Below are 26,384 nucleotides of genomic sequence, written 5' to 3'. Positions count from 1 at the left end.
TTATGGGTTTAGAGGCTTTCGATAAAAAACGGCTTCAAAGGTATTGCTATTTCCTACCTCGTCCGTCACAATTAGTTTAAGGTGATTTTCTTTTTCATTAACGACACCGTCATCAAAATCGTACACCAGCAGATCAGTTTTGTAGTCGTATTCCATAAGAATGAATTTACCATTGACTGTCGCACGATAACCATCTACGCCGCTAGTAGCATCATCAATTTTTATTTTAAGAGTCTGGTTTTTTGAGATCCATTGCTTATCTCTAAAATTGATAGGGGTAATGCTAGGCACATCTGTATCCTTGGAAACGGCAAAAGTTCCAAAATATCTGCTGCTGGCTCTTAATCTGTTTCCTTTTCTAGATGTTTTGATCGGATATACTTTACCCCATGAAGCCACGCTGCCTATAAAATATTGGTCAAGGTTATCGCCTTGCTTGCTATCTAAGTTGTATTCAATGATAATGTTCTTGTGAAGTGGTATCTCATCTTCATGAACTTTCAAGGTATCCAGATGTTGTTGTATAGCAAGTAATTCATCATCGTACAAGGCTCCACTGGGAATCGTCAAGTGAAAATTACCATATTGCTCTCTGAATGTAGTTCCTTTATGAATATAAGTTAGATCACTTTCATCTTCTACCACTAGTTCATTAGGAGGATAGTCATTTTCAATATTAAAGACAACCTCAGAAGTGTTTCCCTTAAAATCCATGATCTCTGCTTTGAAATGATGGTTCATTTCTGGCTGAACAAGTTGTAGGACTCCATCATTGACTGTATTTTGATAGAGACTCAATGGACTGTTGTCTGGAATATAGAGTCTCATGATACGGCTTTTGTTCTTTTTGAAAAAGCCATAGTCTATAAGTTGATTGAGTCTTTTGGATTCGGCGAAAGTGTATTTATCAAATTCAATCTCAAAATTTTTGCTGCCATTTAAATAGGTAGAAATTTTAAAAACGCCATTTTTATTGTTGCTGCCATTTTGTTGATCCACTGTATTGATACCTATACCTATATTACCGTGAGCTCTAAAAGATGGAGCTTTGAAAGTACCATCGCTTTGCTGTACTAATCGTACCGGCATGGGTTTGTTCTCGCCATTGATGATTGCATTGCGATCGATAGGGTAGACCATTCCATTTCTGACTAAAGGTTTTTTAGTATCGGCTATTTCAATGCCCATCATCATGGGATTCATGGGACGCGCTGCACTATCTCTTATTTCAAAATGGAGGTGTGGTCCACCGCTGCCTCCTGAGTTTCCACTGTAGGCAATGAGTTCTCCTTGATCTATGCGCAACTCTAGGTCTCCTGGAAAAAGTTGAATTTCATAAGATTCTTTAACGTACTGTTTATTCTTGACATATTTCTCAATACGAGGCGCAAACTTCTCTAAGTGGCCATAAACGCTGGTATAACCATTTGGGTGCGTAATGTAGAGCGCTTTTCCATACCCATAGCGTTCTATTTTGATGCGACTTACATAGCCATTTGCAACGGCAACCACACGAGCACCAGTTCTTTGATTTGTTTTAATATCTAGACCCGAGTGGAAATGATTGGAGCGTAACTCCCCAAAATTTCCACTTAGCTTTAAGTCAATTTCTAACGGGTTGATAAAATAATCATCAATGATGATGTTGTTTTGGCTTTCGCTATAGCGAAAACTTAAAAATGATAATATTATAAGAAGGTAGCTGGATCTAATCATGGCATAAATATATCGCAAGAGCGGTGAACCCAAAACCCAGTTCAAAGTTTGTTCCAATAATATTTGAAATCTCGCTAGGTAATCCTAGATTTGTAATTACAGTATAACTGGCAGTATATGGCTACTCTAACCACTCAAATTGCTTCCATACGTCTCAAGATCAATAATTTGATCGAAAGGAATCGTAAACTGGCCCAGGCCATAGAGCAAAAAGAAGAGGAGCTCAAGCTAGTAAAAGAAGAAAATGAACTTCTTTTAAGGCGTGTAAAGGATGGTGAAGAACGAATTGTAGCGCTGAAAACTGCAAATGCTATGCTGGGTAGTGACGAATATAAAACAAAAACCAAGCTCAAAATAAATGCCCTCGTCAAAGAAATAGACGCGTGCATTGCACAGCTTACATAGTGCCATGGATAAACTTAAAGTCAAAATACCTGTGGCAGACCGTGTGTACCCACTCACAATAGATCCCGCGAGGGAAGAAGGGTTGCGCAAGGCGGCAAAAAGCATCGAGAAGATGGTTAAGCAGCTGGAGCAAAGCTATGCGGTGAGGGATAAGCAAGATGTTCTTGCTATGTGTGCGTTGCAGTTTGCAGCACGCGCTGAGCAGGTTACCATAGACAGTCATGCAGATGTAGAGGAAGCTTCTAAGCAGCTGGAATTGCTTAACGAGCTTCTATCTGATGAGCTGTCGTAACGTTCTTTAAACATAAATAGTTACTGCCTGTACTTGTTTCATTTTTTGGTGAACTCAACACGTAATTCTTTAAAAAAGGTGAGTCGTGGTTGTAAAAGCAAGCCGGTCTTGAACCGGATCCTTGATCAGCCAGTTAGCCTTAAACTTTATTTAAGGAGTTCATACAAAACCCAAACTTGTACAGGCTTTTTTATATCATAAATTCATGGAAGTACAACATTATATTTTTATTGCCATCGCCCTCATTCTAGGGCTCGTAATAGGCTTTTTTATCGCTAAAAGCATCGTAGAAAAGGGAAAAGCATCCCAGCTGGTGGCAGATGCTCGTAGAGAGGCACAATCTCTTACAGACAAAGCTGCCCAAAAGGCAGAAAAGATTGAAAAAGATGCTGCTGCAAAAGGTGAACAAATCAGCAAACAAAAACTAGAGCGTGGCAAGCAAAAATTCATGGATCTCAAAGCTAAACACGAGAAAGAGGTCATGGCACGTGAAAAGAAAGTAGCCGACTCTGAAAGAAGAACCAAAGACAAGGAGTCCAAAGTAACGAGTGAGCTTGCCACTAATAAAAAGCTCAACCAAAAATTAGAAAGCCAGCTCAAGGAAGCTGAAGAGAAGCGCAACGCCATCTTCAAACGTGAAGAGGAGATAGAAAAAATGCACGCTGAGCAGGTTAAAAAACTTGAGGTAGCAAGCGGTCTATCAGGAGAAGAGGCAAAAGCCCAACTGGTAGAATCCTTGAAAGATCAAGCCAAGACCGAGGCGATGAGCATTATTCAAAATACAATCGAAGAGGCAAAACTCACGGCTCAGCAAGAAGCTCGTAAAGTAATTATAAATACCATTCAGCGCATAGGTACAGAGGAAGCAGTAGAAAACTGTGTTTCTGTCTTTAATTTGGAAAGTGATGATGTTAAGGGCCGTATTATCGGTAGAGAAGGCCGGAATATTCGCGCTCTTGAGGCGGCAACAGGAGTTGAGATAATAGTAGATGACACTCCAGATGCCATTATCCTGAGTTGTTTTGACTCCGTTAGAAGAGAGGTCGCCCGTTTGTCACTACACAAACTAGTAACAGATGGCCGTATACACCCAGCACGTATCGAGGAAGTCGTGCGTAAGACACGTAAACAAATCGATCAGGAAATCATCGAGGTAGGTAAACGCACGGTAATTGATCTTGGAATTCATGGTCTACACCCAGAGCTACTCAAAATGGTGGGCCGCATGAAGTACAGATCAAGTTATGGACAGAATCTATTACAGCACAGTAGAGAAGTGGCTAAGCTTTGTGGAACCATGGCAGCAGAATTAGGCATCAATCCTAAACTAGCAAAAAGAGCCGGATTACTCCATGACATAGGAAAAGTTCCAGAAACAGAAGATGAAACCCCACACGCGATACTAGGTATGAAACTCGCTGAAAAGCACGGCGAGAAACCTGAAGTTTGCAACGCAATAGGAGCGCACCATGATGAGATCGAGATGACTTCATTGCTCTCACCAGTTGTCCAGGTATGTGATGCCATCAGTGGTGCACGACCTGGTGCAAGGAGACAGGTTCTGGATTCTTATATACAAAGACTTAAAGACCTTGAGGATATAGCATTTGGATTTAAAGGGGTTGAAAAAGCTTATGCAATTCAAGCTGGTAGAGAATTAAGAGTAATGGTCGAGAGTGAGCGTATCAACGACGAGAAAGCAGCTCAACTCTCATTTGAAATCTCGCAAAAGATTCAGACTGACATGACTTATCCAGGGCAGGTTAAAGTTACGGTCATACGCGAGACACGGGCGGTAAACATTGCTAAATAATACATTATCACATTAAAAAACCGCTCAGCTGAGCGGTTTTTTCATCGATAGAAATAGTCCCCTAAATCTTTTCTATCTACTCTAAATTATTTTAGAGATTCTACACCTAAACATGCAAGGATCTAACATCAAATCCAGTGTAAAGATGATTCTGTTTTTGAAAAAAAAAATACCCACTGTTAGGTATTTTTAGCATTCATGCGAGATTCAGGCTCGGTTATTCATCATAGATGTTCTTATAACCTTTTTCTGGAACTTCAAAGAATTTACCCGTTACATAGCGATAATGCCTGTCGAGAGCCGCAAGGTCTTTCAAATCTTGCTCATCAAAGTTTACTGCGGCTGCTGCAATATTTTCTTTTATGCGTCCCTCATTTGTTGATTTAGGAATCACAGCAGTACCTCGTTGAGCACTCCAGTTGATAAGAACCTGGCCTTCAGTACAATTATGCTTTTGAGCTATGGACTTGATGGTTTCAAGTTCAAACATATTAGGTTCATCTTTTTGTTTCATACCGTCAGAGCGATCACCGCTTCCTAATGGAGAATATGCCGTCATATTGATGCCATTTTTAGAGCAGAATTCAAATAGATCGTTTTGCTGAAGCAATGGGTGCAACTCTACTTGATTCATTTCGGGAGTTTCGTCTGTCTTTGAAATGAGATCTTTAAGCTTCTCGATGCTAAAATTAGAAACTCCTATGTGTTTTATCTTACCTTCTTTCTTTAACCGGATAAGTTCATTCCAGGTGTCAATAATAGGAGCTTCCTCAGGTGACAAATAATCTTCTGGACCGCTCGGGTTAGGAGTCTCAGGTTTAAAGGCAACAGGCCAGTGAATGAGGTATAAATCCAGATAATCTAATTGAAGATCGCTAAGCGTTTGATCCAGTGCAGGTTCTACATCCTTAGGTAAATGAGCATTATTCCATAATTTACTGGTGATCCAAACATCTTCACGCTTAATTTCTCCATTGCTGAATACCTCATTAAATGCCTGACCTATCTCTGCTTCATTTCCATAGGTTGCAGCACAATCAATATGTCTGTAGTTATTATGTAAAGCTATTTTGACGGCTTCTCCCACAGCTCCTTTTTCTGATTTCCAGGTACCTAAACCTATGGCATCTAACTGATCACCGTTCTTAAACCTTAACTTTTTCATGTTTTTGTTTTAAAAGTAGGGTATTTGAGGAGTTTCTCGCTTTCGCGAAAGCGAGATTAACACAACCTTACTATCCTACTTTAAGGTTATGCAAAAAACAAGTTGCAAGGTCGAGTGGTTGTAGAGAGGAGTTATGATTACAACATTTACATTGCTTAAATTGCAGAGAAATTTTGATTTATGTCTACTCTACTCACTAATATCAAAGAATTATTTCAAGTAAGATTGAATGACACACCTGCCTTGCGAGGGACTGCTATGGATGAAGTTCCAAGTATCAAAAATGCATTTTTATACATAGAAGAGGGGAGAATAGCTGACTTTGGGAGCATGGACGATTTCCCCAAACATCCAGCAGAGGAAGTTATAGACTGTAGCAACAGCATCATCTTACCGGGTTATGTAGATTCACATACACATCTGGTATTTGCTGCAACTCGGGAAAGTGAGTTTGAGGATCGTATCAATGGATTGAGTTATGAGGAAATTGCAGCACGAGGAGGTGGTATACTCAATAGCGCTTCTAGGTTGCGTGACATGGATGAAGATGAGCTTTTTAAAAATTCACTCAAACGGCTAGAAACCGTTTTGAAGACAGGGACGACCACTATAGAAATAAAAAGTGGGTATGGACTGGATGTCGCTAGTGAATTGAAAATGCTACGTGTGATCAAACGATTAAAAAATCATGAATTTGTAGGGGGAGCAAAGATGATTATAAAGGCGACCTTTCTAGCAGCTCACGCCATCCCAACTGAATTTAAGAATGATAGAAATGGGTATATTGATTTAATAATCAATGAAATGCTCCCTAGAATAAGCAAGGAAGAACTCGCCGACTTTATTGATGTTTTTTGCGAAAAAAATTACTTCACAGTTGACGAGATGCGACGTTTGATAGTGGCTGGTAAAAAGTATGGCTTGCAACCCAAACTGCATGTGAATCAGTTCAATAGCTTAGGAGCTGTTCAAGCTGCCGTGCGTGCCGGAGCGGTAAGTGTGGATCACCTTGAGGTAATGACAGATGAAGATCTAGGTAATTTAAAAAGCTCACCTACAATTGCAACTGCATTGCCTAGCTGTAGTTTTTTTCTTGGATTGGATTATGCACCCATGAAAAAAATGATGGAAAATGATGTTGCTGTATCACTAGCCAGTGATTATAATCCAGGCAGCACGCCCAGTGGTAATTTGAATTTTGTGTTTGCTCTTGCTTGTATCAAAATGAGAATGACGCCCAGTCAGGCATTAAACGCCTTAAGCATCAACGCCGCTCACGCTCTTAAGCTTGGCAGTAAAGTCGGTAGTATTCAAGTAGGCAAAAGAGCGGATCTATTGTTATTTGAAGATATTGAAAGTCTGGCGGCGATACCCTATCACTTTGGTGAGAATAAAATTTCTAAGGTTATGCTGGATGGGCACTTTATGTAAGTCGCGGTACCATTAGTGATGGAAAAAAGTAAAAATTAATTCTCTTATTTTTCAAAAAAAATACCAATCATGAAAACCTACCAAGTTTTATTATTTATCTTGTTGATTCCAGTTTTTGGTTCGGGTCAAAATCAAGTGGACAGCTTGATCAACAATTTCAATGAAAGAAGTCAAATACCTGAAGAAAACATTCATCTCCACCTGAATAAATCTATTTATGTAAAAGGAGAGGATATAGGATATACGGCCTATGTGATAGATCAGCGTACTAAACAACCCTCACTTGCAACCAGAAACCTTTATGTCCAGCTTCTAGACGATAGTTATGAGGTGGTTGATGAAAAACTTTTACTGGTAGAAAATGGCGTAGCTACTCATGTGTTTGAGACTAATGGTTCAACTCCAGCTGGAGATTATTCCATAAAGGCGTTTACCAACTGGATGCGAAATTTTGACCAACCTTTATATGCGCAAGAGCCGCTGCGTATTCTAGATCCTTCCGTAAACATGGATGAACTTTATGAAAGCGAAGAAAGGACTTTTACATTATCCATTCTGCCAGAAGGTGGACATGCCGTCGATGGTGTATTTGTAAAGATGGGAGCGATTTTAAAGGACCAATATGGAAATGGAATTGCTGCCAGTGGAAAAGTCTTTAAAAATGGAGAAGAAATATCAGTTTTTCAACTCGATGATAACGGTATAGGTAGTTTTATGCTATTACCAGATGCTGAATCAGATTATAAATTCTTAGTTGAGCTATCAGAACAGGAAGTTGTAAAGTCGGGACTCAATATAGAGGATAAAGGAGTTAGTGTAGCTGTTGCAGAGTCGCATTCTAAAGTGTACATCAACCTAAAAACAAACAACGAAACTCTCGAGGATAGGAGTGGTGAAGAATTTGTCGTTGCGATCAATGATCATAAAAATATCAAAGTATTTAAAGTGAGCCTCAAAAATCACGAAAATTTACTGGCCATTAAAAGGGATAGTTTGACTGCGGGTATGAATCAAATTTCATATTTCACACATAGAGGGCTTCACTTAGGCGATCGACTTTATTTTAAAAGGGAAGGATTAAATATAAATAAGGAACCAAAAGTTTTCCTTTCCCGTCAACTTGATAGCTTACATATCAATCTGGACTTTAAGGGGATTTCAAAAGCATCTTCTAGTGTTTCAGTGTTACCAGGACAATCAAAAGCATTACCACAGAATCATATTGTTAGTGATTTTTACTTGTCAACTTATTTGAAAGGAAACATTCAAGACCCCAGTCAATATTTTGAAAAAAACGATCGCGCTGTAGAAGTTGCATTGGATAATTTATTACTGACTCAGGGATGGACTATGCATGACTGGAATAATACATTTGGCCCGGTTGATACATTAAGATATAATTGGGAGGACGGAATAATGGTCACTGCCAATTTGAAATCAAAATCCAAAAGTGATTTTTTACTATTACCAGGAAGATTTACAGACAGTAAAATTATAACCCTTGATAATGAGCAAAAGAAGTTTTCATTTAATGGTTATTTTCCTACAACTGGCGAATCACTTAAATTGAGTGCTCAGAATAAAAGGGGAAAATCTAAACCTGCAAAAATTTATCCGCAATTCAATCCATCTAAATTTCCTTTTTTTGACAATATCCGTGAGAATTTAAGCTTTAAGATACCTGATGAATTGAAATCTGTGCAATTAGAATTGTTTGATGAAACAGAGACATTGAGCACGGTGATTGTGGAAGCTGAAGTAAACGAAGACCGAAATCAAAGGATCAGAAACAGTGCAAGGGGAAGGATCGAGTTTTTCAACGATGCCGATAGAATGAGATATATTAATATTGAACAGTATTTGAGAAATAAGAATTTTAGGATTAATCGTTCAAATGGAACATTAAGATTCTTTTATCCAAGTGCGCGTTTAACAGACTCAAATAATCAACCGAATGAAGCTGTATTTGTTTTGAATGATCAAATGCCAATCTCGGGCGAAAATTTGCAGGGATTTGACATGTCTATCATAGATTACATTGAATTGGACTTATCGGGATCTACATCAGTTTTTGGGAAATCTGGAGTTCCAATTATTAAAATTTATTTTGATCCAAACTTATCTCCTTACTCTAAAAGCTCTAAGTTTTTTACAGATTATATTGTTCCATTGACTTTTGAAATGCCAGCAAAATTCTACACACCTACTTATTTCGATTACAGTTCAAACTTCTTCAAAAAACTTGGCGTAATAGATTGGCAGGGTAAATTGAAGATTGAAAATGGCAAAGCTGAGTTTACAATGCCCTATGTGGGTCAGGATACCATGTGGTTCATAATTGAAGGAATGGGTGATGATGGTACTTTGATTCATTCCGTTCAACAAGCTTCCGTAACGAAAGATTAAATCCTTCCAGCTGCCTTAACTTTACGCTTCTATTACATTTCTTATGATTCTTCCCTCTTACATTCAAGGAAACTGGCAAACCGGTGATAACTCTGAAACCAGAAATATGTTTGATGCCGTAACTGGTGAAATCATTGGTGCAACTAGTACATCAGGCTTAGATATCGCTACGACCTTGCAATATGGGCGTGACCATGGGAAGGTGTTGAGAGATATGACCTTCCAGCAACGAGGGAATATGATTAAAAAACTAGCTCTTTATCTCACAAAAAGGAAAGAGCATTTTTATGAAATATCTTATAAAACTGGCGCGACGAGAGTCGATAGCTGGATCGATATCGAGGGTGGTTTTGGAAATCTTTTTGCAAATGCTAGCTTGAGAAAGCTTTTTCCAGATCAGTCTTATGCGGTAGAAGGTGACCCTATTGATCTATCACGAGGAGGCCGCTTTATGGCACATCACTTACTTGTTCCTAAAAAAGGTGTGGCTGTACACATAAACGCGTTTAATTTCCCGGTTTGGGGAATGTTGGAAAAATGTGCGGTAAATTGGATGGCAGGTATGCCCGCCGTAGTACTTCCAGCACCTCAAACAGCCTTTTTGACTGAGGCGGTTGTTCGTGAAATTATCAGCAGTGGTATTTTGCCTGAAGGTAGTTTACAGCTATTATCAGGATTGACAACAAATATTCTGGATACCGTTGAATCTCAAGACGTAGTAACTTTTACAGGTAGTGCGGCAACCGGTCGTAAACTCAAAAATCATCCTAGACTTCTTCAAGAAAGTGTCCCATTCACGATGGAAGCAGATAGCTTGAATGCATGTGTGCTGGGTGATGATGCCGTGCCAGGTACACCAGAATTCGATCTATTTATAAAAGAAGTTCGCAAGGAAATGACCGTAAAATGTGGTCAGAAGTGTACCGCCATACGTAGGGTAATTGTGCCGGAGAACCTTGTTGAAGAGGTGCAAATCGCCCTCGGTAAGCAACTCGAGCGCACCGTTATAGGAGACCCAAGGCTCAAAGAAACCCGCATGGGTGCTATGATTAATACAGATCAGCGAGAGACCTTAAAAGATCAGATAAATAAAATTGCTCAGACTGCTCAAATCGTTTACGGTAATCTTGATGAGGTAGAAGTCATTGGGGCCGATGCGCAAAAAGGTGCTTTCGTTTCGCCGATCTTAATGCGGGAGGATGAGCCGTTCAAGAACTTGGGTGCTCATGAAATAGAGGCTTTTGGTCCGGTGAGTACGATCATGCCGTACAAAGGCATTGACGAGGCGATCGAGTTGGCTCAAATGGGTAAAGGCTCGTTAGTTAGCAGTGTGGTAACTGGAGATGACGCTTTCGCGAAAGCGTACACTATAGAAGCCGCTTCACACCATGGACGTATCTTAGTCCTAAATAGAGACAGTGCCAAACAATCCACTGGTCATGGCTCACCTTTACCATTACTGGTTCACGGTGGTCCGGGACGTGCCGGTGGAGGAGAGGAAATGGGAGGTTTGCGAGGAATCAAACATTTCATGCAACGCTGTGCCGTGCAGGGTAGTCCTACGACTCTAACTGAAGTGACAGGTATTTACCAGCCGAATGGCGACTATAAAGAAGCTGAAAAACACCCATTTGCTTATCATTATGAGGATATCAAACCGGGAATGAGTTTGCAAACCCACAAGCGCACTCTGACCGATACCGATATACAGAATTTTGCAAATCTGACTTGGGACCATTTCTACGCACATACTGATATCACCAGTCTTGATGGTAGTATTTTTAAGAAAAGAACCGCTCACGGTTACTTTATCATCAGTGCTGCTGCTGGACTTTTTGTGTATCCTAACAAGGGACCGGTGTCTGCAAATTATGGTTTGGAAGATATTAGATTCTTACGTCCATTGTACCACAATGACACAATCTACGTGCGACTAACTTGTAAAGAAAAAAGAGAGCGTGACGTGTCCGGTCGCGAGCATCCATCGGGTATTGTGAAATGGTATGTGGAGGTTTTTGATGCAGAACCTGTGGACTATGAAAATGACAAGACAGATGAAGAGGCAGAGTCCCTTGTTGCCGTAGCGACCATACTAACGATGGTAGAGAAGAAACAGCAAACCTTTGTCGAGATCGATGAAGATTTAATTAAGTCCGCTTTCGCGCGTGCCCTGAGCGGAGCCGAAGGGAAAGCTCCTGAAAATATCAAACCCAAATGGGGCAAAATGACCTTGCAACACATGATCGAGCACCTCGAGCAAGGCTACCGAATTGCATCTGGAGAGATTCAAAACTTTGAAATCGCTACTCCAGAAAAGTACCTAGAAAAGACTGCTGCAACTTTGTGGAATTATGATAAAATGCCCCAAAATCACCGCATGCCGCTCATGAGAGAAGACGGTGAACTGGAAGAATTGCAGCATCCTGATGTGGATACCGCGATTAAAAAATTGCTCGAATCAAGACAAAACTATCTGGATTTCTTCAAGAAGAAGCCAAAAGCAACAACTAAAAATGCTGTTTTTGGTGAATTAAATAAATATGAGTGGTATTTACTCGAGCGCAAGCACGTGAATCACCATTTTGAGCAGTTTGGGTTAATTAAAAATAATGGCCACATTAATAGCTGAATCTACAAATTCCTATCTAGTTTCAATTGATATTAACCTATACCAGATCCATTTTAATTGGCTAAAATAACTTCTCGCCGAAAGCTAGAAAATAAGTACTAGAGGATAGCACAGCGAAATATAGATGTGGTTCACTAAAATTCATACTCTTCTTAATCCATTGGACTAAAAAGTAGATGAACGAGAAAAGGGGATATATCAATGCCGGTATCCAAAGAAGTTGCAAAATTATGCTTACGTAAGATCCTTGTACTAAATATGGAATGTAGGTTAAAGCCCAAAACAAAATTGTAGCAAAAAGTGCAATTGCTATTCTGAGATCTAACATGCTAAAATTTTGATTACTAATTACTTTCATAGTTATGATATTAAAAATTCCAAATTTGAAATACTGTCTTACATAATTTCGACCTATATCCAATTGAATCAAAATATTTTAGAAAATCAATTTACTAAAAATAATATTTAAAATGCAGATAGTAAAAAAACTATATTACTTACTATAAGCAACATATTTTGCTATTTTGAGAATTTAAGTATAAATGAGAGCTATTCAATTAAGCGCAAGCACATGAATCACCATTTTGAGCAGTTTGGACTACTTTAAATCATCTGTCAAACCATAGAGGCCTATCTTGCGTACCTATAAGTAATCAAAACAAATTTGAACTGTTGCTCAATATAACGAGGATTTTTACGATTTTACTTGCTATGTGCTGTTTTATGGCAACTATCAGCACTTCAGTAATTGATGGTCTGCATGTATGGTCACATTCTCTAACGGTTTCAGACGACTCGCATAATCATGATTTTTCCACTGGTTCAAGCATGGGAAGGAGATTACTGATTTCTCATAGCAATTGTGAACACGATCATGGTGTATTGTCGTTCATTAAAAAGCTTTTTGATGGTAATGATCATGAAGATGATTCTCAATTAATCATTAAAATAAGCAAGAACGTAAAAGTTCTTGTAGCTCAAGAGTACCCTAGTTTATTTATTCCTTCTTATAACCATTCACATCATTTCTGGTATTTTGATTCTTGGAATGTTTTCTTTGAGAGTACTCCGGCTCCGCCGCCCAAACACCTTGCCTAACCAATAGCGACTGCAAAAGTTGCTTTTTCAAATGCTTCTTGGTTCTCAAGAATGGCATTTTCTCCCTTATACTCAAATCGATGGGTTTAGTTCTTTCATGCAACTACTATCTGCACGAAGTTCTAAGTTATCGATTCCAACAATTATAAAATGAAATATTATTTATACTTACTATTTACACTTCTACCTTTACTAGGTTCATCTCAAAATATAGAAGGCGTGGTCTATGCCGGTGGCGTCCCGCTTCAAGATGTTAGCGTGAAAAATTCTCGAACTGAAATGGCAACATCTACAAATTCAAATGGTGGCTTTACGTTCAGTGACATTCAAACGGGCGATCAACTTATATTTTCCTATATAGGCTACGAGACAAAAACTGTAGTCGTCAACTCACAAAATATTAACGGACAGCTCAGTGTTGTTCTGATACGTTCAGACATATCATTAACTGAGATCCAGATCAATAAGGACTTGAACACCTTAGAAAAGATTGTGGCAATTGATGTTCAGAATAATCCGGTACGGTCATCACAAGAGATTTTAAGGAGAGTTCCAGGCCTTTTTATAGGTCAGCACGCCGGCGGTGGTAAAGCAGAACAAATTTTCCTGAGAGGCTTCGACGTGGATCACGGTACTGATGTAGCAATCAATGTAGACGGTATTCCAGTGAATCAGGTATCACACGCACATGGTCAAGGTTATTCAGATCTGCACTTTGTAATACCTGAAACTATAGAAGCGATTGAATTTGGTAAAGGGCCATATTATACTAATCAAGGTAATTTTAATACTGCAGGTTATGTAGGTTTCAGAACTAGTAAAAGAATCAATCAGAACAGTGTATCGCTTGAGTATGGTGGATTTGACAGTTTCCGAACCGTAGGGCAATTCAAATTGTTAGATACGCAAAAGAGTAGTGCCTATGTTGCCACTTCTTATTACATAACAGATGGTCCATTTGAATCTTCACAGAACTTCAACCGATTCAATATTTTAGGAAAATACAACTATAAAATAAGAAAGGACGAAGAGCTTACCTTGACGCTATTTCGATTTACCAGTAAATGGGATGCTTCAGGACAAATTCCTCAAAGGGCTGTAGATCAAGGTTTGATATCACGATTTGGTGCAATAGATGACACAGAAGGCGGACAGACCAGCCGGACCAATGTCCTCATTGAACATGAACGCTTTCTAACCGATTCTCAAAAGCTCACATCACGGGCGTTTTACTCTCAGTATGATTTTGAGCTATTCTCAAACTTTACCTTTTTCCTAGAAGATCCGATTAATGGAGATCAAATTAGACAATTTGAAGATCGCAATACTTACGGTTTTCAAACCGTCTTGAGTGATAAATTTTATAATGGGAATACAGGTTTTGCTTATGATGCAGGTATAGGATTGCGCTACGATAACGTAGACGATATTCAGTTGAGCCGCACCGCAAACCGCAAAGAACTGCTTGAGCGTCTCGCATTTGGAGATGTAGATGAAACTAATTTCTACAGTTTCGTAAATACAGAATTTGAATTTGGAGACTTTAAGCTGAATTCAGGATTGCGTTTGGACTATTTCAAATTTGACTATGTAGACAACCTTGTAGAGGAATATGAGACTTTAAGTGAAGATAAATTTACCTTCAGTCCTAAGCTTAATTTGATTTATACTCCCACAGACCGGCTTCAGCTTTTTGCTAAAACCGGTATAGGTTTTCATTCAAATGATACCAGAGTGGTAGTAGCTAATCAGGGCAAGGATATTTTGCCTTCCGCTTATGGTGCTGATTTGGGATCTGTTTTTAAGGTTACAGATAAGCTCGTTTTTAATGCTGCTTTGTGGTACTTATTCTTAGAGCAAGAATTTGTTTATGTAGGTGATGCTGGGATTGTAGAGCCTAGTGGTAAAACGAGAAGGACAGGAGTCGACTTAGGTCTTAGGTATGAGCCTTTACCTTGGTTATACTTTTATGGAGATGCGACCTATACATATGCCAGAGCGATCGATGAGCCAGATGGGGAGGATTTGATTCCACTTGCTCCAGACTTTACAGTGACGGGTGGTGTGAATGTTCAAAACTTCAATAATTTCTCAGGAGGTATCAATTACCGCTTTTTAGGAGATCGACCTGCAAATGAAGATAACTCTATTGTAGCCGAAGGATATTTTGTCACTGATGCAAATATCAATTATACCTATAAGAACTACACTTTTGGTCTTATCGTAGAAAATTTATTTGATGTAGAGTGGAAGGAAACACAATTTGCCACTGAAAGCCGTCTAAGAAACGAAGCTCAGCCGGTTGAGGAGATTCATTTCACACCGGGAACACCGTTTTTCTTAAGAGCTCGCGTAAGTGCGACTTTCTAAAAACTGATTAATCCAGATTCTAATCCTACTTTAAAAGCTAAATCCGAAATATCATATGATGTTTTGGATTTTAAAGTATTTCTTTTGAAAATCGAGCAATGCAAGAAAGTAAAAAGATGTAATTACGTCTAAGGAAAAGTAATTTGTTTAATACTTAACAAAATAAGTTGAACAAAAAACTATTTTTAGAAAAAAATTTAATTGGACTGGGAGTGGACTTCCACTTCATTGGAATTAAATCATATGAAAGAAAATGTAATTGCTCTTGAAGAGTATCTAAACGAGAACAACGTAATCTCTAATCTTAGCGATGAAGAAATAGGAGATGACCACCTTTTCACAGGTCTTGAAACTCCCATGAAAGTAGATGCTTTTAAATTATCTGACGAACAAAAGAAACAGAAAATTGCAGAGCATTTTGCAGAGATCATGGATATTTTAGGTCTTGACCTGACTGATGACTCTCTTAAGGGTACTCCATCACGTGTGGCAAAAATGTACGTCGAGGAAATTTTCTCGGGACTTAACCCAGCAAACAAACCTAAAATTGCTCTTTTTGAGAATAAATATCAATACAATCAGATGCTGGTTGAAAAGAATATTACGTTCTATTCAAATTGTGAGCATCACTTTGTTCCGATAATAGGAAAGGCGCACGTCGCTTACATATCATCAGGGAAGGTGATCGGGCTATCAAAACTTAATCGTATAGTGCAATATTATGCAAAACGCCCTCAGGTTCAAGAGCGATTAACAAACCAGATAGGAGTGGACTTACAGAAATTACTGGGAACAGAAGATGTCGCCGTTATCATAGATGCAAAACACCTTTGTGTTTCATCAAGAGGGGTGAAAGATGATACCTCTTCAACGGTAACCGTTTTTTATGGAGGTCAATTTAAGAATGATGAGAAAATCTTTCAGTTAAACAACCTAATTAGTAATTCGTAAGAAATCAAGTTTTAATCTATAGGGGATTATTTGTTTCTGAGAATTGTGAAACCAGCCTTGTGCTGGTTTTTTTGATTGCACTCGGAATGGGTTGAGCCTTAAGAATTGTAAGAAATTATTAAACGCTTTCTCAACTTTGGGATTACCATTAGTTTTGATACAACAAAAAAAATTACTATGAAAACTACATCAAAAAGTCTATTAACAATGGCAATTTGTTCATTGTTATTTTTCTCTTGTAAGAATAACGATAAAGCAAATGAAGCAGATGAGAAGGACATGACCGAAGAAGAGGTAATGATGGAAGAGGAAACTTCAAGTTCCATTACTTTGTCAAAACTGACTGATTCTCCAGCTTATGAAACAGCCAGTCTAGAGCTTACTGCTCCAGATACCTCGGTTAAATTGCCTTCTGGTGAGGTTAAATTCAATTTCAATGTTCAGAACTATGAGTTGACCGCTCAAACTGACAGTCCTAACACAGAAAGTTTGGCAAATTCAGGTAAAGGCCAGCACATTCATTTCATTTTGAATAATCAACCGTATAGTGCTCATTATGAGTCCGCTTTCGCGAAAGCGATACCAGATGGGACCCACCACCTAGTTGCATTCCTGAGTCGTTCTTATCACGAGTCTGTCAAAAACGACAACTCAATGGTGGTCAAAAAAATTACGGTTGGGAATAGCGTAGATCAACAATCTAAGTATGATATGGAGGCACCAACTTTAATCTACAGCCGTCCTAAAGGAGAGTATAAAGGAAAGGATACGGAGAACTTGTTATTGGATTTTTTCGTTTTGAATACCACGCTATCTGAGAACGGTAATAAAGTACGAGCAACCATCAACGGTGAGGAATTTATGATTACCGAGTGGGCCCCACATGTAATCAATGGGCTTGAAATGGGTGAGGTGAAAATTATGCTAGAGCTCATAGATGCAGACGGCAATACCATTGAAGGACCTTTTAATCAAGTAACTCGCACGGTCACACTTTCTGAATAATAATTTCAGTAAGAAATTTTTTCATAAAAATTGCCACGATCTTTTTTACTCAAGAGGTCGTGGCTTTTTTGTGGATAGAAGTTAATATCAAACCTATCTCAGTCTGTTAGCTCATTAAAAAGTTGATATTACTATTTGATAGCTTTAGGTACTATATTTAGGAATCTTAGAACATTCTGTAAATGATAAGACCTCATTTCTTATGGAAATACTAAAAGCTACAATAGGAGTAAAATATTTAACTCTTTCTATATGATTGAAATTCAACGCGATCATTCTCAGCTTAACATCGTTTAACAAAATGACACGTTTTTTGTAGCATACTTGAACCAAACATATCCGTTGATTTGCTATATCTCAAATGATAAACATTATGAAAACAAAAGTTTTGTCAATAGTGATTGCAGCAGGTCTATTAGCCGGTAGCTGCGTATCAAAAAAGAAGTACACTGAATTAGAAACCAAGTATGATAACACGGTTTCTACGCTTCAAAAAACTCGTATGGAGAAGGAGCAACTGGAATCTCAAATGAATGAGATCAACATGCGTGTAGAACGATATAATACTAAAATCGCTTCACTACAGTCAGATAAAGACGGTATGATGGTCAGCACAGAAGATGGTGACCTGGTCATGTCTGAAAAGAACAAGAGAACGATGCGTGAGACGCTTAAGAATGTCCCAGCATCCAGACTTGCGGGAGCAGAAACGCTTAAAGATTCTCTAGATGTAGCGATCTCTTATAACATTTCACAAAGAGTAGGAGGTATGGAAGACGCTGAGGGAATGAATGTTAACGTAGATCGTACGGTTGTTATGATGACGCTGGACGATGATATGTTATTCAAAGACAGTAGTTACCGAGTAGGTAAAGATGCTGATGCTATTCTTGAACGTATTGCAAAGGTGGTAAAGACAGAGCCTTCCATGGAAGTTATGATCGTAGGACATACTGATGATCGTACCGTAAAGGAAGGTAGTTATGTAAAAGATAACTGGGATCTAAGTACGGAGAGAAGTGCGGCCATTGTACGTAGGCTGGAAGAAAAATTTGGTATTCCATCTGAGCAGTTGATCATTGCCGGTCGCGGTAGCTATGATCCTATAGTTGCAAATGATACTAATGACAACCGTGCAAAGAACAGAAGAACTCAGATCATCATTATGCCTAATCTTGATAAATTTTTTGCCATGCTAGACAGCAGCGAGGCAATGCCAAAGTCAAAAATGTAAATTAAGAAAGTTAGCTTTATAAGTAGCCCGATCGTTTTTAAATGATCGGGCTTTTTTGTTTCTTGCAGAGCATAATAAAATCTAACATAAATGACGGCACCCTACGTAAAATCTACAACACAAGAAGCGGTAACCACCATAGAGTTTTTTCATCCAGCACACAATTCCCTGCCAGGAAATGTACTTTCAGATCTAGCTAATGCGATCAAAAAGGCAGGCAACGATGACGGTTGTAAAGTAATTATCCTAAAATCTGGTGGGGATCGCACATTTTGCGCAGGTGCAAGTTTTAAGGAATTGATCGCCATAGATGACGAGAAAACCGGTGAGGTTTTTTTCTCTGGTTTTGCAAATGTGATCAATGCGATGCGCAAGTGTCCTAAGTTCATCATAGGTCGCGTACAAGGAAAAACTGTAGGAGGTGGAGTAGGAGTTGCCAGTGCAACAGATTATTGCTTTGCCACAAAATTTGCAGCCATCAAACTAAGTGAGCTCAATATAGGGATTGGGCCGTTTGTAGTGGGGCCGGCAGTTGAGCGCAAATTGGGATTGAGTGGCATGAGCCAGATCGCCATAAATGCAAATGAATTCTACCCTGCTGAGTGGGCGCATCAAAACGGATTGTTTGCAGAGATTTTTGAGAGTACTGAGGCGATGGATGAACATGTTTCCGCTTTCGCGAAAGCATTAACGCAATACAATCCCGAGGCCATGAAAGAAATGAAGAAAATGTTCTGGACTGGTTGTGAAAATTGGGATGAGTTGCTGGCCGAGAGAGCTAAGATTTCAGGCAGATTAGTATTAAGCGAGTTTACTAAGGAGACTTTGAAGAGGTTTAAATAAATTTTATAACTTGTCAATATAAATGCCCATCAGCTGGATTGAGCTGGTGGGTTTATTATTTTAAAACCAATTTCATCGATACAATTTCCCGTTTCATAGATTTCAATCTTTGAGATGAAGGGTGCAGTTTCATTTTTGGGGTGTCATTAAAAACGAAACCCATGAGAACTACATTCATCTACACCGCATTATTTTTCATTTTAAACCTATCATTAGTAAACGCTCAAAAAGTTGCTTGCGATTGCAAGGCTGAGCTTGATTTTTATTACCAAGAATCTCAAAACTTAATCTCATTCAAAGATCAGTTTAATAAAAAGGATAAGCTAGCCTACCAGAATTTGTTTCATAACCTGAAAAGTGAAATCTCTGGATCCGAAAGCTCTATAGAGTGTCTACAAATAATCTCGCAGCTCGCAGCTCAGATAAAAGATGAACATGCCTCACTAAGGATGAAAGGTTTTGATATAGAAAAAAGTCAGAAGCTTACAGATCCTGAAAATTTAAAGCTTTTAAAAGCCTCTTTATATTTCAAATCGCTTCCCAGACTTGATGTAAATATTGATTCTTTAAAAACATTTGCTCAAGCGGTTGATCAATCTAGCGCGCAAGGTGTTTATTCTAATCAAATAGTAACGGTTGCAGTTACGGAGATAGATGCAGGCTCCTACCAAGCGATCGTTTTAGACTCAGAGTCTCCGGTTTGGGAAAAGGGGATGGTGTATGCTTACTTTGATCGTATTGAAGCCAATCGTTACCAACTTATCCTAGCTCATCCAGATCACAAGGTCTGGTATGCATTGAGAAATGAAGTCTTTGAAAACGGACGATTCTTTATCTCAAACTTCAAAAAATTAGAAACTCCTGATCATTTTGACCAAGTTGGTTCTGACGCTGCTACATTCAGCTATGAAAAGCTTGATAGTGAGACCGGTTACTTGAGACTTGGGAGTTTTTCTAGAATGTCTGATAATGTTTCAGAGTCTCGAGCGCTTTACGATGAGGTGAAAGGAAAAATAGACAGTGAAAATTTGATCGTGGATCTACGCAATAACATTGGAGGAGCAGATAAGGTGGCCAAGCCTTGGAAAAAGCTCATCCGTAAATTTGCTAAGAAGAATCAGGTATTTGTACTTCTTAATAAAAACTCAGCCAGCAACGCAGAGATCACGGCAGACTACTTGACAAAATTTGATAACGTAACCCTTTTGGGGCGTGACTCTTGGGGAGCTTGTGCTTACGGCAGTAATTATGGTAACGCAGCAGTATCAGCGTCTGGTTTGTTTTACTTCATGAAAACTGATATGGATTATTCTTACTTGCTAGAGTATGAAGAAAGGGGAATATCTGTTGACATAGAGCTGGATTTAAAAAGAGACTGGATTACCCAGACTCAAGAGTTTATCAAATCCAAATCCAGAAACTATGATCTGGTTGCACAGTAAATGTTGCTAAAATTCATCATTATCTGATTTGATAAATCGCAAAGATTTTTTTAAAGGTCGCAGGCTAGACTGGTCTGTGACTTTTCATTTTCCTACGTACTGAAACTTAAGCTCGGTAGCTGGATAAAGGATATTATGATTGTATTTAAGAATTAGGATTTTGATAATTCCGCTTTCGCGAAAGCGTAACCCTATTCATTATTACTAGTATCTTATAGCTGTTAACATCGTTTCAATACACACTATTTTAAGAAAATAATCTTATAGAGCGTGTATCTTAGAATAAAAATCAAATACTATGAAAATTCAATCTTATCTATCATTCAGAGGTGACTGTGAACAGGCGCTTAATTTTTACAAGGGAATCTTTGGTGGGGAGATCAAAAATGTTCAAACCTATGAAGATCAGAAAATCGATATTCCAGCAGATTACAGAAAAAAATGGCAACACGCCGAGCTCGCTGGAAAGGGGTTTGAGTTTATGGCTTATGATGCCTCACCAGATACACCACTCAATGAGGGAAACAAAGTGTGCATGAGTATAGACTGCAATAGCGATGATGAAGGTAAAGCAACTTTTGAAAAATTATCAGCTAGTGGTAGCGTTCATACACCATGGCAAGAGATGTCTTGGGGTGCAAAATACGGGCGTTGCACCGATCAATACGGAGTACAATGGATGGTAAACGCTAAGTGAGACTACAAAATAGATCCAATAAAAAAAGCTGTTCTGAATTTCAGAACAGCTTTTTTGTTTTTGCGTGGCTAAGACTTTATCGCTTCAAGGCAAAGTGGCCTTTAAAACTTCTACCATCTTCAAGTTCTACAGTGTACCAGTAATCTGTAGAAGGTAGGGGAGTGCCATTGAAAGTTCCATCCCAACCTTGACTACCAGCTGCTATACTCGTTATGAGTTTACCGTATCTATCAAAGATACTTACACGAGCATCTGGGACCGTTTCACCGGCAATGATCTGCCAGGTATCATTGTAACCATCTTGATTAGGAGTAAAGAATGCTGGCCCACCTATGATAACTACCTCTTCTGAAACGGTTCCACAACCGTTCTCATCTCTTACATAGACTTCATAGAAACCAGGTCTCAAGTCATCAAATAATGGCTCGCTCTGGTACACAAAATCGTCAAGAGAATAGATATAGCTACCCGGTCCTTCTGCAATTACTTTAATCTTATTTCTTTTCACCTCAAATTGTTCCACGATCACCTCTGTAATTGTAGCAATATCAGATTCACGTACTCTTATGGTTGCGGTACTTTCACAACCATCATCATTAAATACTGTAACCGTATATTGACCACCCTCAACGACATCTATCGTTCTGGTCGTTTCACCAGTAGACCATTCATAAGAAGCATAACCTGGTCCTGCATCTATTGTTTCTGGAACTCCAGCACATATCACGATTGGTCCTTGGTCTCTAATTTCAGGGCGGTTAAAAACGGTTAGGGTGAACTCAGTAAAATCTGGACACAACTCTGGATAAGCTGCATTTTCTATACGAGCATAGATGATCTGATTAGGTCTGGTGTTAAAATAATCTTGTTTAGGTAATGGATCAGCACCAGTATTTGCGTCACTCTGTGATGCATGGTACGACACATTAAATAATTGATTATCCTGACCAAATAGAATAGCAGAATCTTGATCCCCCAAATTGAATGACTCTGAACGATCAAATGGCTCATTATCACAGAAAGTCATATCGGGAGCTGGAAAAGCTTCTGGTCGTGGAGTTATTGTGATTTCGAAATCGGTGAAAGCAGCGCAGTCGCTGAAGGTTACCGCTTCTATTCTGACAAAGATTGTTTCTGGACTACCATTTTCCCCTACGTTATACAATACTGGTAAGGAGTCATCTGAATTTTGAGCATCATCAGAAGATGCATAAAAAGAGATATCATAATCCGCTGGATTTTGATCACCTAATATTTCAGTATAAAACTGGCTTAAATCAATTTCTTTTTCAAGATTGTTATCAAGGTCATCGCACTCTACATAGTCTTGTACAGTATTTGCAACTGGACGCTGGCTGATCTCGATGTTAAATGAAGTTGTTTCTGCACAGCCCTGTGGGTTGTTGATATTAAAGACTCTAGCATAAATGGTAGGAGTTGATGGAGTTATTTGATAAGGGCTGGATAGAGGGCTATCACCCGTGTTCGCATCATTCTGATTAGCGTGATACGTCACATCAAAATCAGGGTTAGAAGGATCTGCTAAAATCTGAGAATTATAAGAAGATAGATCTACATCTTTAACACCATCATCGTCACAGTCCTGAACTGTAGCTATAGGTTGAATTTCTGGTATTTCATCCACAAATAGATTTATAGCAATAGGATCTGCAGCACAGTTGCGATTATCTACATTTTCAATACGAGCAAAAATGGTTGTCGTGGCACTTAGATAATTATCAGGTAAGGCAGTTGCGCCTCCCAAAGTCCCCAACCTAGCATCAGCTTCATCAGCAAAATATTCTATGTTAAATTGATTGGCGTTTTGATTAGAGCCTAGAATTTCTGGATTTCTGGAGCTCAAAGTAAAAATTTCTACATCATCTCCATTTAAATCACAGATACGATAATCGTTCACCGAATTAGCTATAGCTTGAGCACTCAAATTTATCGTAAACTCAACAGTATCTGGACAACTTGTATTCTCTGAATTTTCAACTCTTGCAAAAATCGTGTTGCTACCTAGAACAATATCATATGGCTGAGAAAGCTCTGGGGATCCAGCATCTGCTTCTGCTTGTGTAGCGTGGTAGCTGACATCAAAATTTGGATTAGTCTGTCCTCCTAGAACCTGTGTGTCATAATTGGAAAGGTTTATTGCCTCAACGCCATCATTTGCGTCATCACAGAGTTCAAGATCAGTGGTGGGAGCTACAGCAAAAGGTCTGTCATCCACAATTAGATCAAATGAAGTGGTATCGTAACAATTTCTATTGAGTACATTTTCAATTCGTACAAAGACTGTTTGACCCGCACTGCTATAGTTTTGAGCTAGAGGAATGGCACCATTCAGTGAACCCAGATCTGCATCTGATTGTGAAGTAAAATATTCAATATCAAAATCAGTAGCGGCTTGATTGCTGCCCAGCACTTCACCATTTCTAGAGAATAAATCAAAACTTTCCGCTCCATTATTGGAAAGGTCATCGCACAGCCTATATTCTGCTACTGTATTTGCAGTAGGTATTCTATCTAGGAAAAGAGTAAAACTTTGAGAGGTGTCAGCACAAATGTTCTGGGTGTCATTATCGATTCTTACATAAATTGTGGTTGTAGTAGTAAGATCAAAAGGAGTGTTGAGTGCATCCGTATCTTCATCAGCTTGTAATTGTGTTAGATGATAAGTAACTCTGTAATCTGGATTAGTCTGACCGTTAAGAACCTGGCCTGTAAAATCAGCATCAAGATCTACGGGTTCTGAATTATCGTTATCCGTATCACAGTATCTCATATCCATCACAGCATTTGCAACTGGAGTGTCAGCAACAATAAGGTCAACAAAAGTGGTAGTAGTAGGTTGTGGAGGAGTTTGTGTATCCTCCATTCTTATGTAAACACGATCGTTATAAGCTACTTGATTATCGTAGTCAGCAGGGTTTGGAATTTGTGCTCCTCCATTCTGAGCCTGAGTTTCCGTTTCATGAAAGGTCACGTTGAAAAGTGCCCCTGCACCACCAGTTACTTGATTAATTGTTTGCGTTAAATCAAATTCATTGAAACCATCATTATTATCATCACAAATAATGAGGTCATCAGGTTGTTGAGCTCCAGTAAAAGGAGAAACGATAACATCAAAGCTAGTCACCGCATAACATTGGGAATCAGCAGGTAAGTTAGTATTTGTCACACGAGCCCACACTTCAGTACGTCCTAAGGCAAAAGTTTGTGGCTGCGATTGTGCAGCAGTACCGGCTTCTGCTTCATTTTGTGTAAGGTGATAGGTGACTTCAAAGATGTTTGGGTCCTGACTTCCCAGAATAAGAGGAGTCTCATTTACAGAGAGGTCTTTGGGTTCACTACCATCATTATTACTGTCAAATACAAAAACATCACCTACAGCATTTGCGATAAATGATGTGTCTCTTACAGTTATTGTTGCTTCTACTGTTTTGGTAAAATTGAAATTTGTTACAGAAAATATAACTGTATAAGTGCCTGGAGCAGTATATGTGTGCGTAGGATTTTCCTGATTACTAGTATTACCATCTCCAAAATCCCAAAAGAAAGTGGGAGCAGGATTAGTACAGTAATCGCTATTAATGGATTCAAATGTCACCGTTGAATTCTCACAGATGTCTAAACTGTTATTGAAGTTTGGGTTCGTTGGATCCACTCCATTAACATAAAATGCTGGATTAAAAAATGAAGTAATGAAAGGAGGTAATCCTTCTCGACTAACTGAAGGCGTTCTCAATCTTAACGCCTGATCATCATATGTAGCCAATCCAATATCATTGGGGTTGCTAATTGCGCCTAAAAAGGGTTGACAAGATCTAGCCACATAAACTTTTTGATCAATACCTAGTTGTAATGCTCCACGAGATTCACTGGCCTGAGTGAATAAGGTGGTAGGATTGTTGTTTCCATTGGGAACGGTCATGTCATACATTAAGACCGCTCTCTCACCACTGACTGTACAGGTATTACCAGCAGAACTTTCATTCGCATCAACGTAAAGGACATTGGATTCTGGACTGAACTCTACGCCATAAGCACTAGAATACCTTCCTAGATCTAGCACTCTTTGATTTGATACTATCCCGGTTGAGCTATCAAAATCAGCAACGACAGCGCCATCACCCACAGAGGTATTAGCAACTTTAGTCCCATCTGGACTAAATTTCAAACTTCCTCTAGCGTCAGTAAGTGAAGAATTGATATTTGAAATTACTTCTGAGCCTGCCTGAATTCCTCCTGCTGCTGCTATGTAAGCCCTATATTGATTATTGTTGTAAGTCATCACCCAAAACTTATCCCCATCAGCATGTAGGACAGCGGTTACTTTCTCATGAGATGTAGAACTTGATAAAGGTATATTTGTTCTGAGTACCGCGCCTAATCCACCGTTTGCATTAATGTCGACTAGTGAATACCTTACTCGTTCTCCTCCTGAGATTGTAAAGATGTAGTAAAGGTTAGGAGTCCTTAAATCTGGAACAATGATACCTGATTGAGCCGCACTGGGATTACCAGAAAGTCCTGTTCCACCCTGCATAATTCCGCCAGAGCTATCATAAACGGTTTCTCCATCACTGTAGAAAAGTAGATTACCACATGAATCAGATATAGAAGAGCAACCTTCTAAAGTATTAAGACTTCCTGTTTGATTAGATATCGGAGCACCACCGTTAAAATCAGCCACTGCATTTTCTCCAAAAAACCACCAGGCGGCTTCTCCTTGAGCCAATGTTACAGCCGGTAAGAATATGATAAATAATAGGGGATAAAGTTTTTTCATCGCTTAGGATTTAAGCGCGTAAAATAACGATTTTTTAACTTATAAAAGGATTTGGTAATAAAAAGTTAAGCAGAGAAATCTCAAGAATT

Annotated in this window: 17 protein-coding genes and 1 other RNA gene; 15 read left to right on the top strand and 3 right to left on the bottom strand. The window is 38.9% G+C overall.

The window, feature by feature from the left end:
* The gene (locus BST97_RS04600; RefSeq protein ID WP_085766128.1) at nucleotides 1–1,716 is read right to left on the bottom strand and encodes a M23 family metallopeptidase; all 1,716 of its coding nucleotides are present in this window, start codon (nucleotides 1,714–1,716) and stop codon (nucleotides 1–3) included.
* A gap of 117 nt (nucleotides 1,717–1,833) precedes the next feature.
* Here BST97_RS04600 and BST97_RS04595 point away from each other — a divergent pair, with 117 nt between their 5' ends.
* From BST97_RS04595 to rny, 4 genes are all read left to right on the top strand, one after another.
* Nucleotides 1,834–2,121 (top strand): hypothetical protein, encoded by a 288-nt coding sequence (locus tag BST97_RS04595; protein ID WP_085766127.1) that lies wholly within the window; start codon nucleotides 1,834–1,836, stop codon nucleotides 2,119–2,121.
* A 4-nt stretch (nucleotides 2,122–2,125) separates the two neighbouring features.
* On the top strand, nucleotides 2,126–2,413 hold the full coding sequence (locus tag BST97_RS04590; RefSeq protein ID WP_085766126.1) for a cell division protein ZapA: 288 nt from the start codon (nucleotides 2,126–2,128) through the stop codon (nucleotides 2,411–2,413).
* A gap of 52 nt (nucleotides 2,414–2,465) precedes the next feature.
* Nucleotides 2,466–2,574, top strand: a non-coding RNA gene (gene ssrS / locus BST97_RS04585) — 6S RNA.
* A 44-nt stretch (nucleotides 2,575–2,618) separates the two neighbouring features.
* The gene (rny, locus tag BST97_RS04580) at nucleotides 2,619–4,226 is read left to right on the top strand and encodes a ribonuclease Y (RefSeq protein WP_085766125.1); all 1,608 of its coding nucleotides are present in this window, start codon (nucleotides 2,619–2,621) and stop codon (nucleotides 4,224–4,226) included.
* Between the two features lie 217 nt (nucleotides 4,227–4,443).
* Here the strand turns inward: rny and BST97_RS04575 are convergent, their stop codons facing one another.
* Nucleotides 4,444–5,391 carry an aldo/keto reductase gene (locus BST97_RS04575; RefSeq protein ID WP_085766124.1) on the bottom strand — a complete coding sequence of 316 codons (948 nt, stop codon included), beginning with the start codon at nucleotides 5,389–5,391 and terminating at the stop codon, nucleotides 4,444–4,446.
* 180 nt (nucleotides 5,392–5,571) lie between these two features.
* Between BST97_RS04575 and hutI the strand changes: the two genes are divergently transcribed.
* The 11 genes from hutI (at nucleotide 5,572) to BST97_RS04515 (ending at nucleotide 21,497) form a co-directional block, all read left to right on the top strand.
* Nucleotides 5,572–6,822 (top strand): imidazolonepropionase, encoded by a 1,251-nt coding sequence (hutI, locus tag BST97_RS04570; protein WP_085766123.1) that lies wholly within the window; start codon nucleotides 5,572–5,574, stop codon nucleotides 6,820–6,822.
* 69 nt (nucleotides 6,823–6,891) lie between these two features.
* Nucleotides 6,892–9,228 carry a hypothetical protein gene (locus BST97_RS04565; RefSeq protein WP_085766122.1) on the top strand — a complete coding sequence of 779 codons (2,337 nt, stop codon included), beginning with the start codon at nucleotides 6,892–6,894 and terminating at the stop codon, nucleotides 9,226–9,228.
* 43 nt (nucleotides 9,229–9,271) lie between these two features.
* Nucleotides 9,272–11,857: a phenylacetic acid degradation bifunctional protein PaaZ gene (paaZ, locus tag BST97_RS04560; RefSeq protein ID WP_085766121.1), complete on the top strand. Its 2,586-nt coding sequence runs from the start codon at nucleotides 9,272–9,274 to the stop codon at nucleotides 11,855–11,857.
* Nucleotides 11,858–12,580: 723 nt separating this feature from the next.
* Nucleotides 12,581–12,955 (top strand): hypothetical protein, encoded by a 375-nt coding sequence (locus BST97_RS04550; RefSeq protein WP_085766119.1) that lies wholly within the window; start codon nucleotides 12,581–12,583, stop codon nucleotides 12,953–12,955.
* A gap of 150 nt (nucleotides 12,956–13,105) precedes the next feature.
* The gene (locus tag BST97_RS04545) at nucleotides 13,106–15,325 is read left to right on the top strand and encodes a TonB-dependent receptor (RefSeq protein ID WP_085766118.1); all 2,220 of its coding nucleotides are present in this window, start codon (nucleotides 13,106–13,108) and stop codon (nucleotides 15,323–15,325) included.
* A gap of 243 nt (nucleotides 15,326–15,568) precedes the next feature.
* Nucleotides 15,569–16,276: a GTP cyclohydrolase I FolE gene (gene folE / locus BST97_RS04540; RefSeq protein WP_085768160.1), complete on the top strand. Its 708-nt coding sequence runs from the start codon at nucleotides 15,569–15,571 to the stop codon at nucleotides 16,274–16,276.
* A gap of 177 nt (nucleotides 16,277–16,453) precedes the next feature.
* Nucleotides 16,454–17,281, top strand: coding sequence for a hypothetical protein (locus BST97_RS04535; protein ID WP_085766117.1), 828 nt, complete (start codon nucleotides 16,454–16,456; stop codon nucleotides 17,279–17,281).
* A gap of 373 nt (nucleotides 17,282–17,654) precedes the next feature.
* The gene (locus tag BST97_RS04530; protein ID WP_085766116.1) at nucleotides 17,655–18,515 is read left to right on the top strand and encodes an OmpA/MotB family protein; all 861 of its coding nucleotides are present in this window, start codon (nucleotides 17,655–17,657) and stop codon (nucleotides 18,513–18,515) included.
* Nucleotides 18,516–18,605: 90 nt separating this feature from the next.
* Complete coding sequence (locus BST97_RS04525) at nucleotides 18,606–19,358, top strand: enoyl-CoA hydratase/isomerase family protein (RefSeq protein WP_085766115.1); 753 nt, start codon at nucleotides 18,606–18,608, stop codon at nucleotides 19,356–19,358.
* 161 nt (nucleotides 19,359–19,519) lie between these two features.
* A complete protein-coding gene (locus BST97_RS04520; RefSeq protein WP_085766114.1) occupies nucleotides 19,520–20,800 on the top strand; it encodes a S41 family peptidase in 1,281 nt (426 codons plus the stop codon).
* Between the two features lie 298 nt (nucleotides 20,801–21,098).
* Nucleotides 21,099–21,497 (top strand): VOC family protein, encoded by a 399-nt coding sequence (locus BST97_RS04515; protein ID WP_085766113.1) that lies wholly within the window; start codon nucleotides 21,099–21,101, stop codon nucleotides 21,495–21,497.
* Nucleotides 21,498–21,573: 76 nt separating this feature from the next.
* Here the strand turns inward: BST97_RS04515 and BST97_RS04510 are convergent, their stop codons facing one another.
* The gene (locus tag BST97_RS04510; RefSeq protein WP_085766112.1) at nucleotides 21,574–26,295 is read right to left on the bottom strand and encodes a T9SS type B sorting domain-containing protein; all 4,722 of its coding nucleotides are present in this window, start codon (nucleotides 26,293–26,295) and stop codon (nucleotides 21,574–21,576) included.
* Nucleotides 26,296–26,384: the final 89 nt, after the last annotated feature.

Source organism: Nonlabens spongiae (genome assembly GCF_002117125.1).
In the GTDB taxonomy this organism is placed as follows: domain Bacteria; phylum Bacteroidota; class Bacteroidia; order Flavobacteriales; family Flavobacteriaceae; genus Nonlabens; species Nonlabens spongiae.
This window is presented reverse-complemented; position numbering and strand designations above follow the sequence as displayed.

Coding starts and splice junctions, on each gene's coding strand:
- BST97_RS04600 (WP_085766128.1), bottom strand. CDS start 1,716: ATGATTAGATCCAGCTACCTTCTTATAATATTATCATTTTTAAGTTTT.
- BST97_RS04595 (WP_085766127.1), top strand. CDS start 1,834: ATGGCTACTCTAACCACTCAAATTGCTTCCATACGTCTCAAGATCAAT.
- BST97_RS04590 (WP_085766126.1), top strand. CDS start 2,126: ATGGATAAACTTAAAGTCAAAATACCTGTGGCAGACCGTGTGTACCCA.
- rny (WP_085766125.1), top strand. CDS start 2,619: ATGGAAGTACAACATTATATTTTTATTGCCATCGCCCTCATTCTAGGG.
- BST97_RS04575 (WP_085766124.1), bottom strand. CDS start 5,391: ATGAAAAAGTTAAGGTTTAAGAACGGTGATCAGTTAGATGCCATAGGT.
- hutI (WP_085766123.1), top strand. CDS start 5,572: ATGTCTACTCTACTCACTAATATCAAAGAATTATTTCAAGTAAGATTG.
- BST97_RS04565 (WP_085766122.1), top strand. CDS start 6,892: ATGAAAACCTACCAAGTTTTATTATTTATCTTGTTGATTCCAGTTTTT.
- paaZ (WP_085766121.1), top strand. CDS start 9,272: ATGATTCTTCCCTCTTACATTCAAGGAAACTGGCAAACCGGTGATAAC.
- BST97_RS04550 (WP_085766119.1), top strand. CDS start 12,581: ATGGCAACTATCAGCACTTCAGTAATTGATGGTCTGCATGTATGGTCA.
- BST97_RS04545 (WP_085766118.1), top strand. CDS start 13,106: ATGAAATATTATTTATACTTACTATTTACACTTCTACCTTTACTAGGT.
- folE (WP_085768160.1), top strand. CDS start 15,569: ATGAAAGAAAATGTAATTGCTCTTGAAGAGTATCTAAACGAGAACAAC.
- BST97_RS04535 (WP_085766117.1), top strand. CDS start 16,454: ATGAAAACTACATCAAAAAGTCTATTAACAATGGCAATTTGTTCATTG.
- BST97_RS04530 (WP_085766116.1), top strand. CDS start 17,655: ATGAAAACAAAAGTTTTGTCAATAGTGATTGCAGCAGGTCTATTAGCC.
- BST97_RS04525 (WP_085766115.1), top strand. CDS start 18,606: ATGACGGCACCCTACGTAAAATCTACAACACAAGAAGCGGTAACCACC.
- BST97_RS04520 (WP_085766114.1), top strand. CDS start 19,520: ATGAGAACTACATTCATCTACACCGCATTATTTTTCATTTTAAACCTA.
- BST97_RS04515 (WP_085766113.1), top strand. CDS start 21,099: ATGAAAATTCAATCTTATCTATCATTCAGAGGTGACTGTGAACAGGCG.
- BST97_RS04510 (WP_085766112.1), bottom strand. CDS start 26,295: ATGAAAAAACTTTATCCCCTATTATTTATCATATTCTTACCGGCTGTA.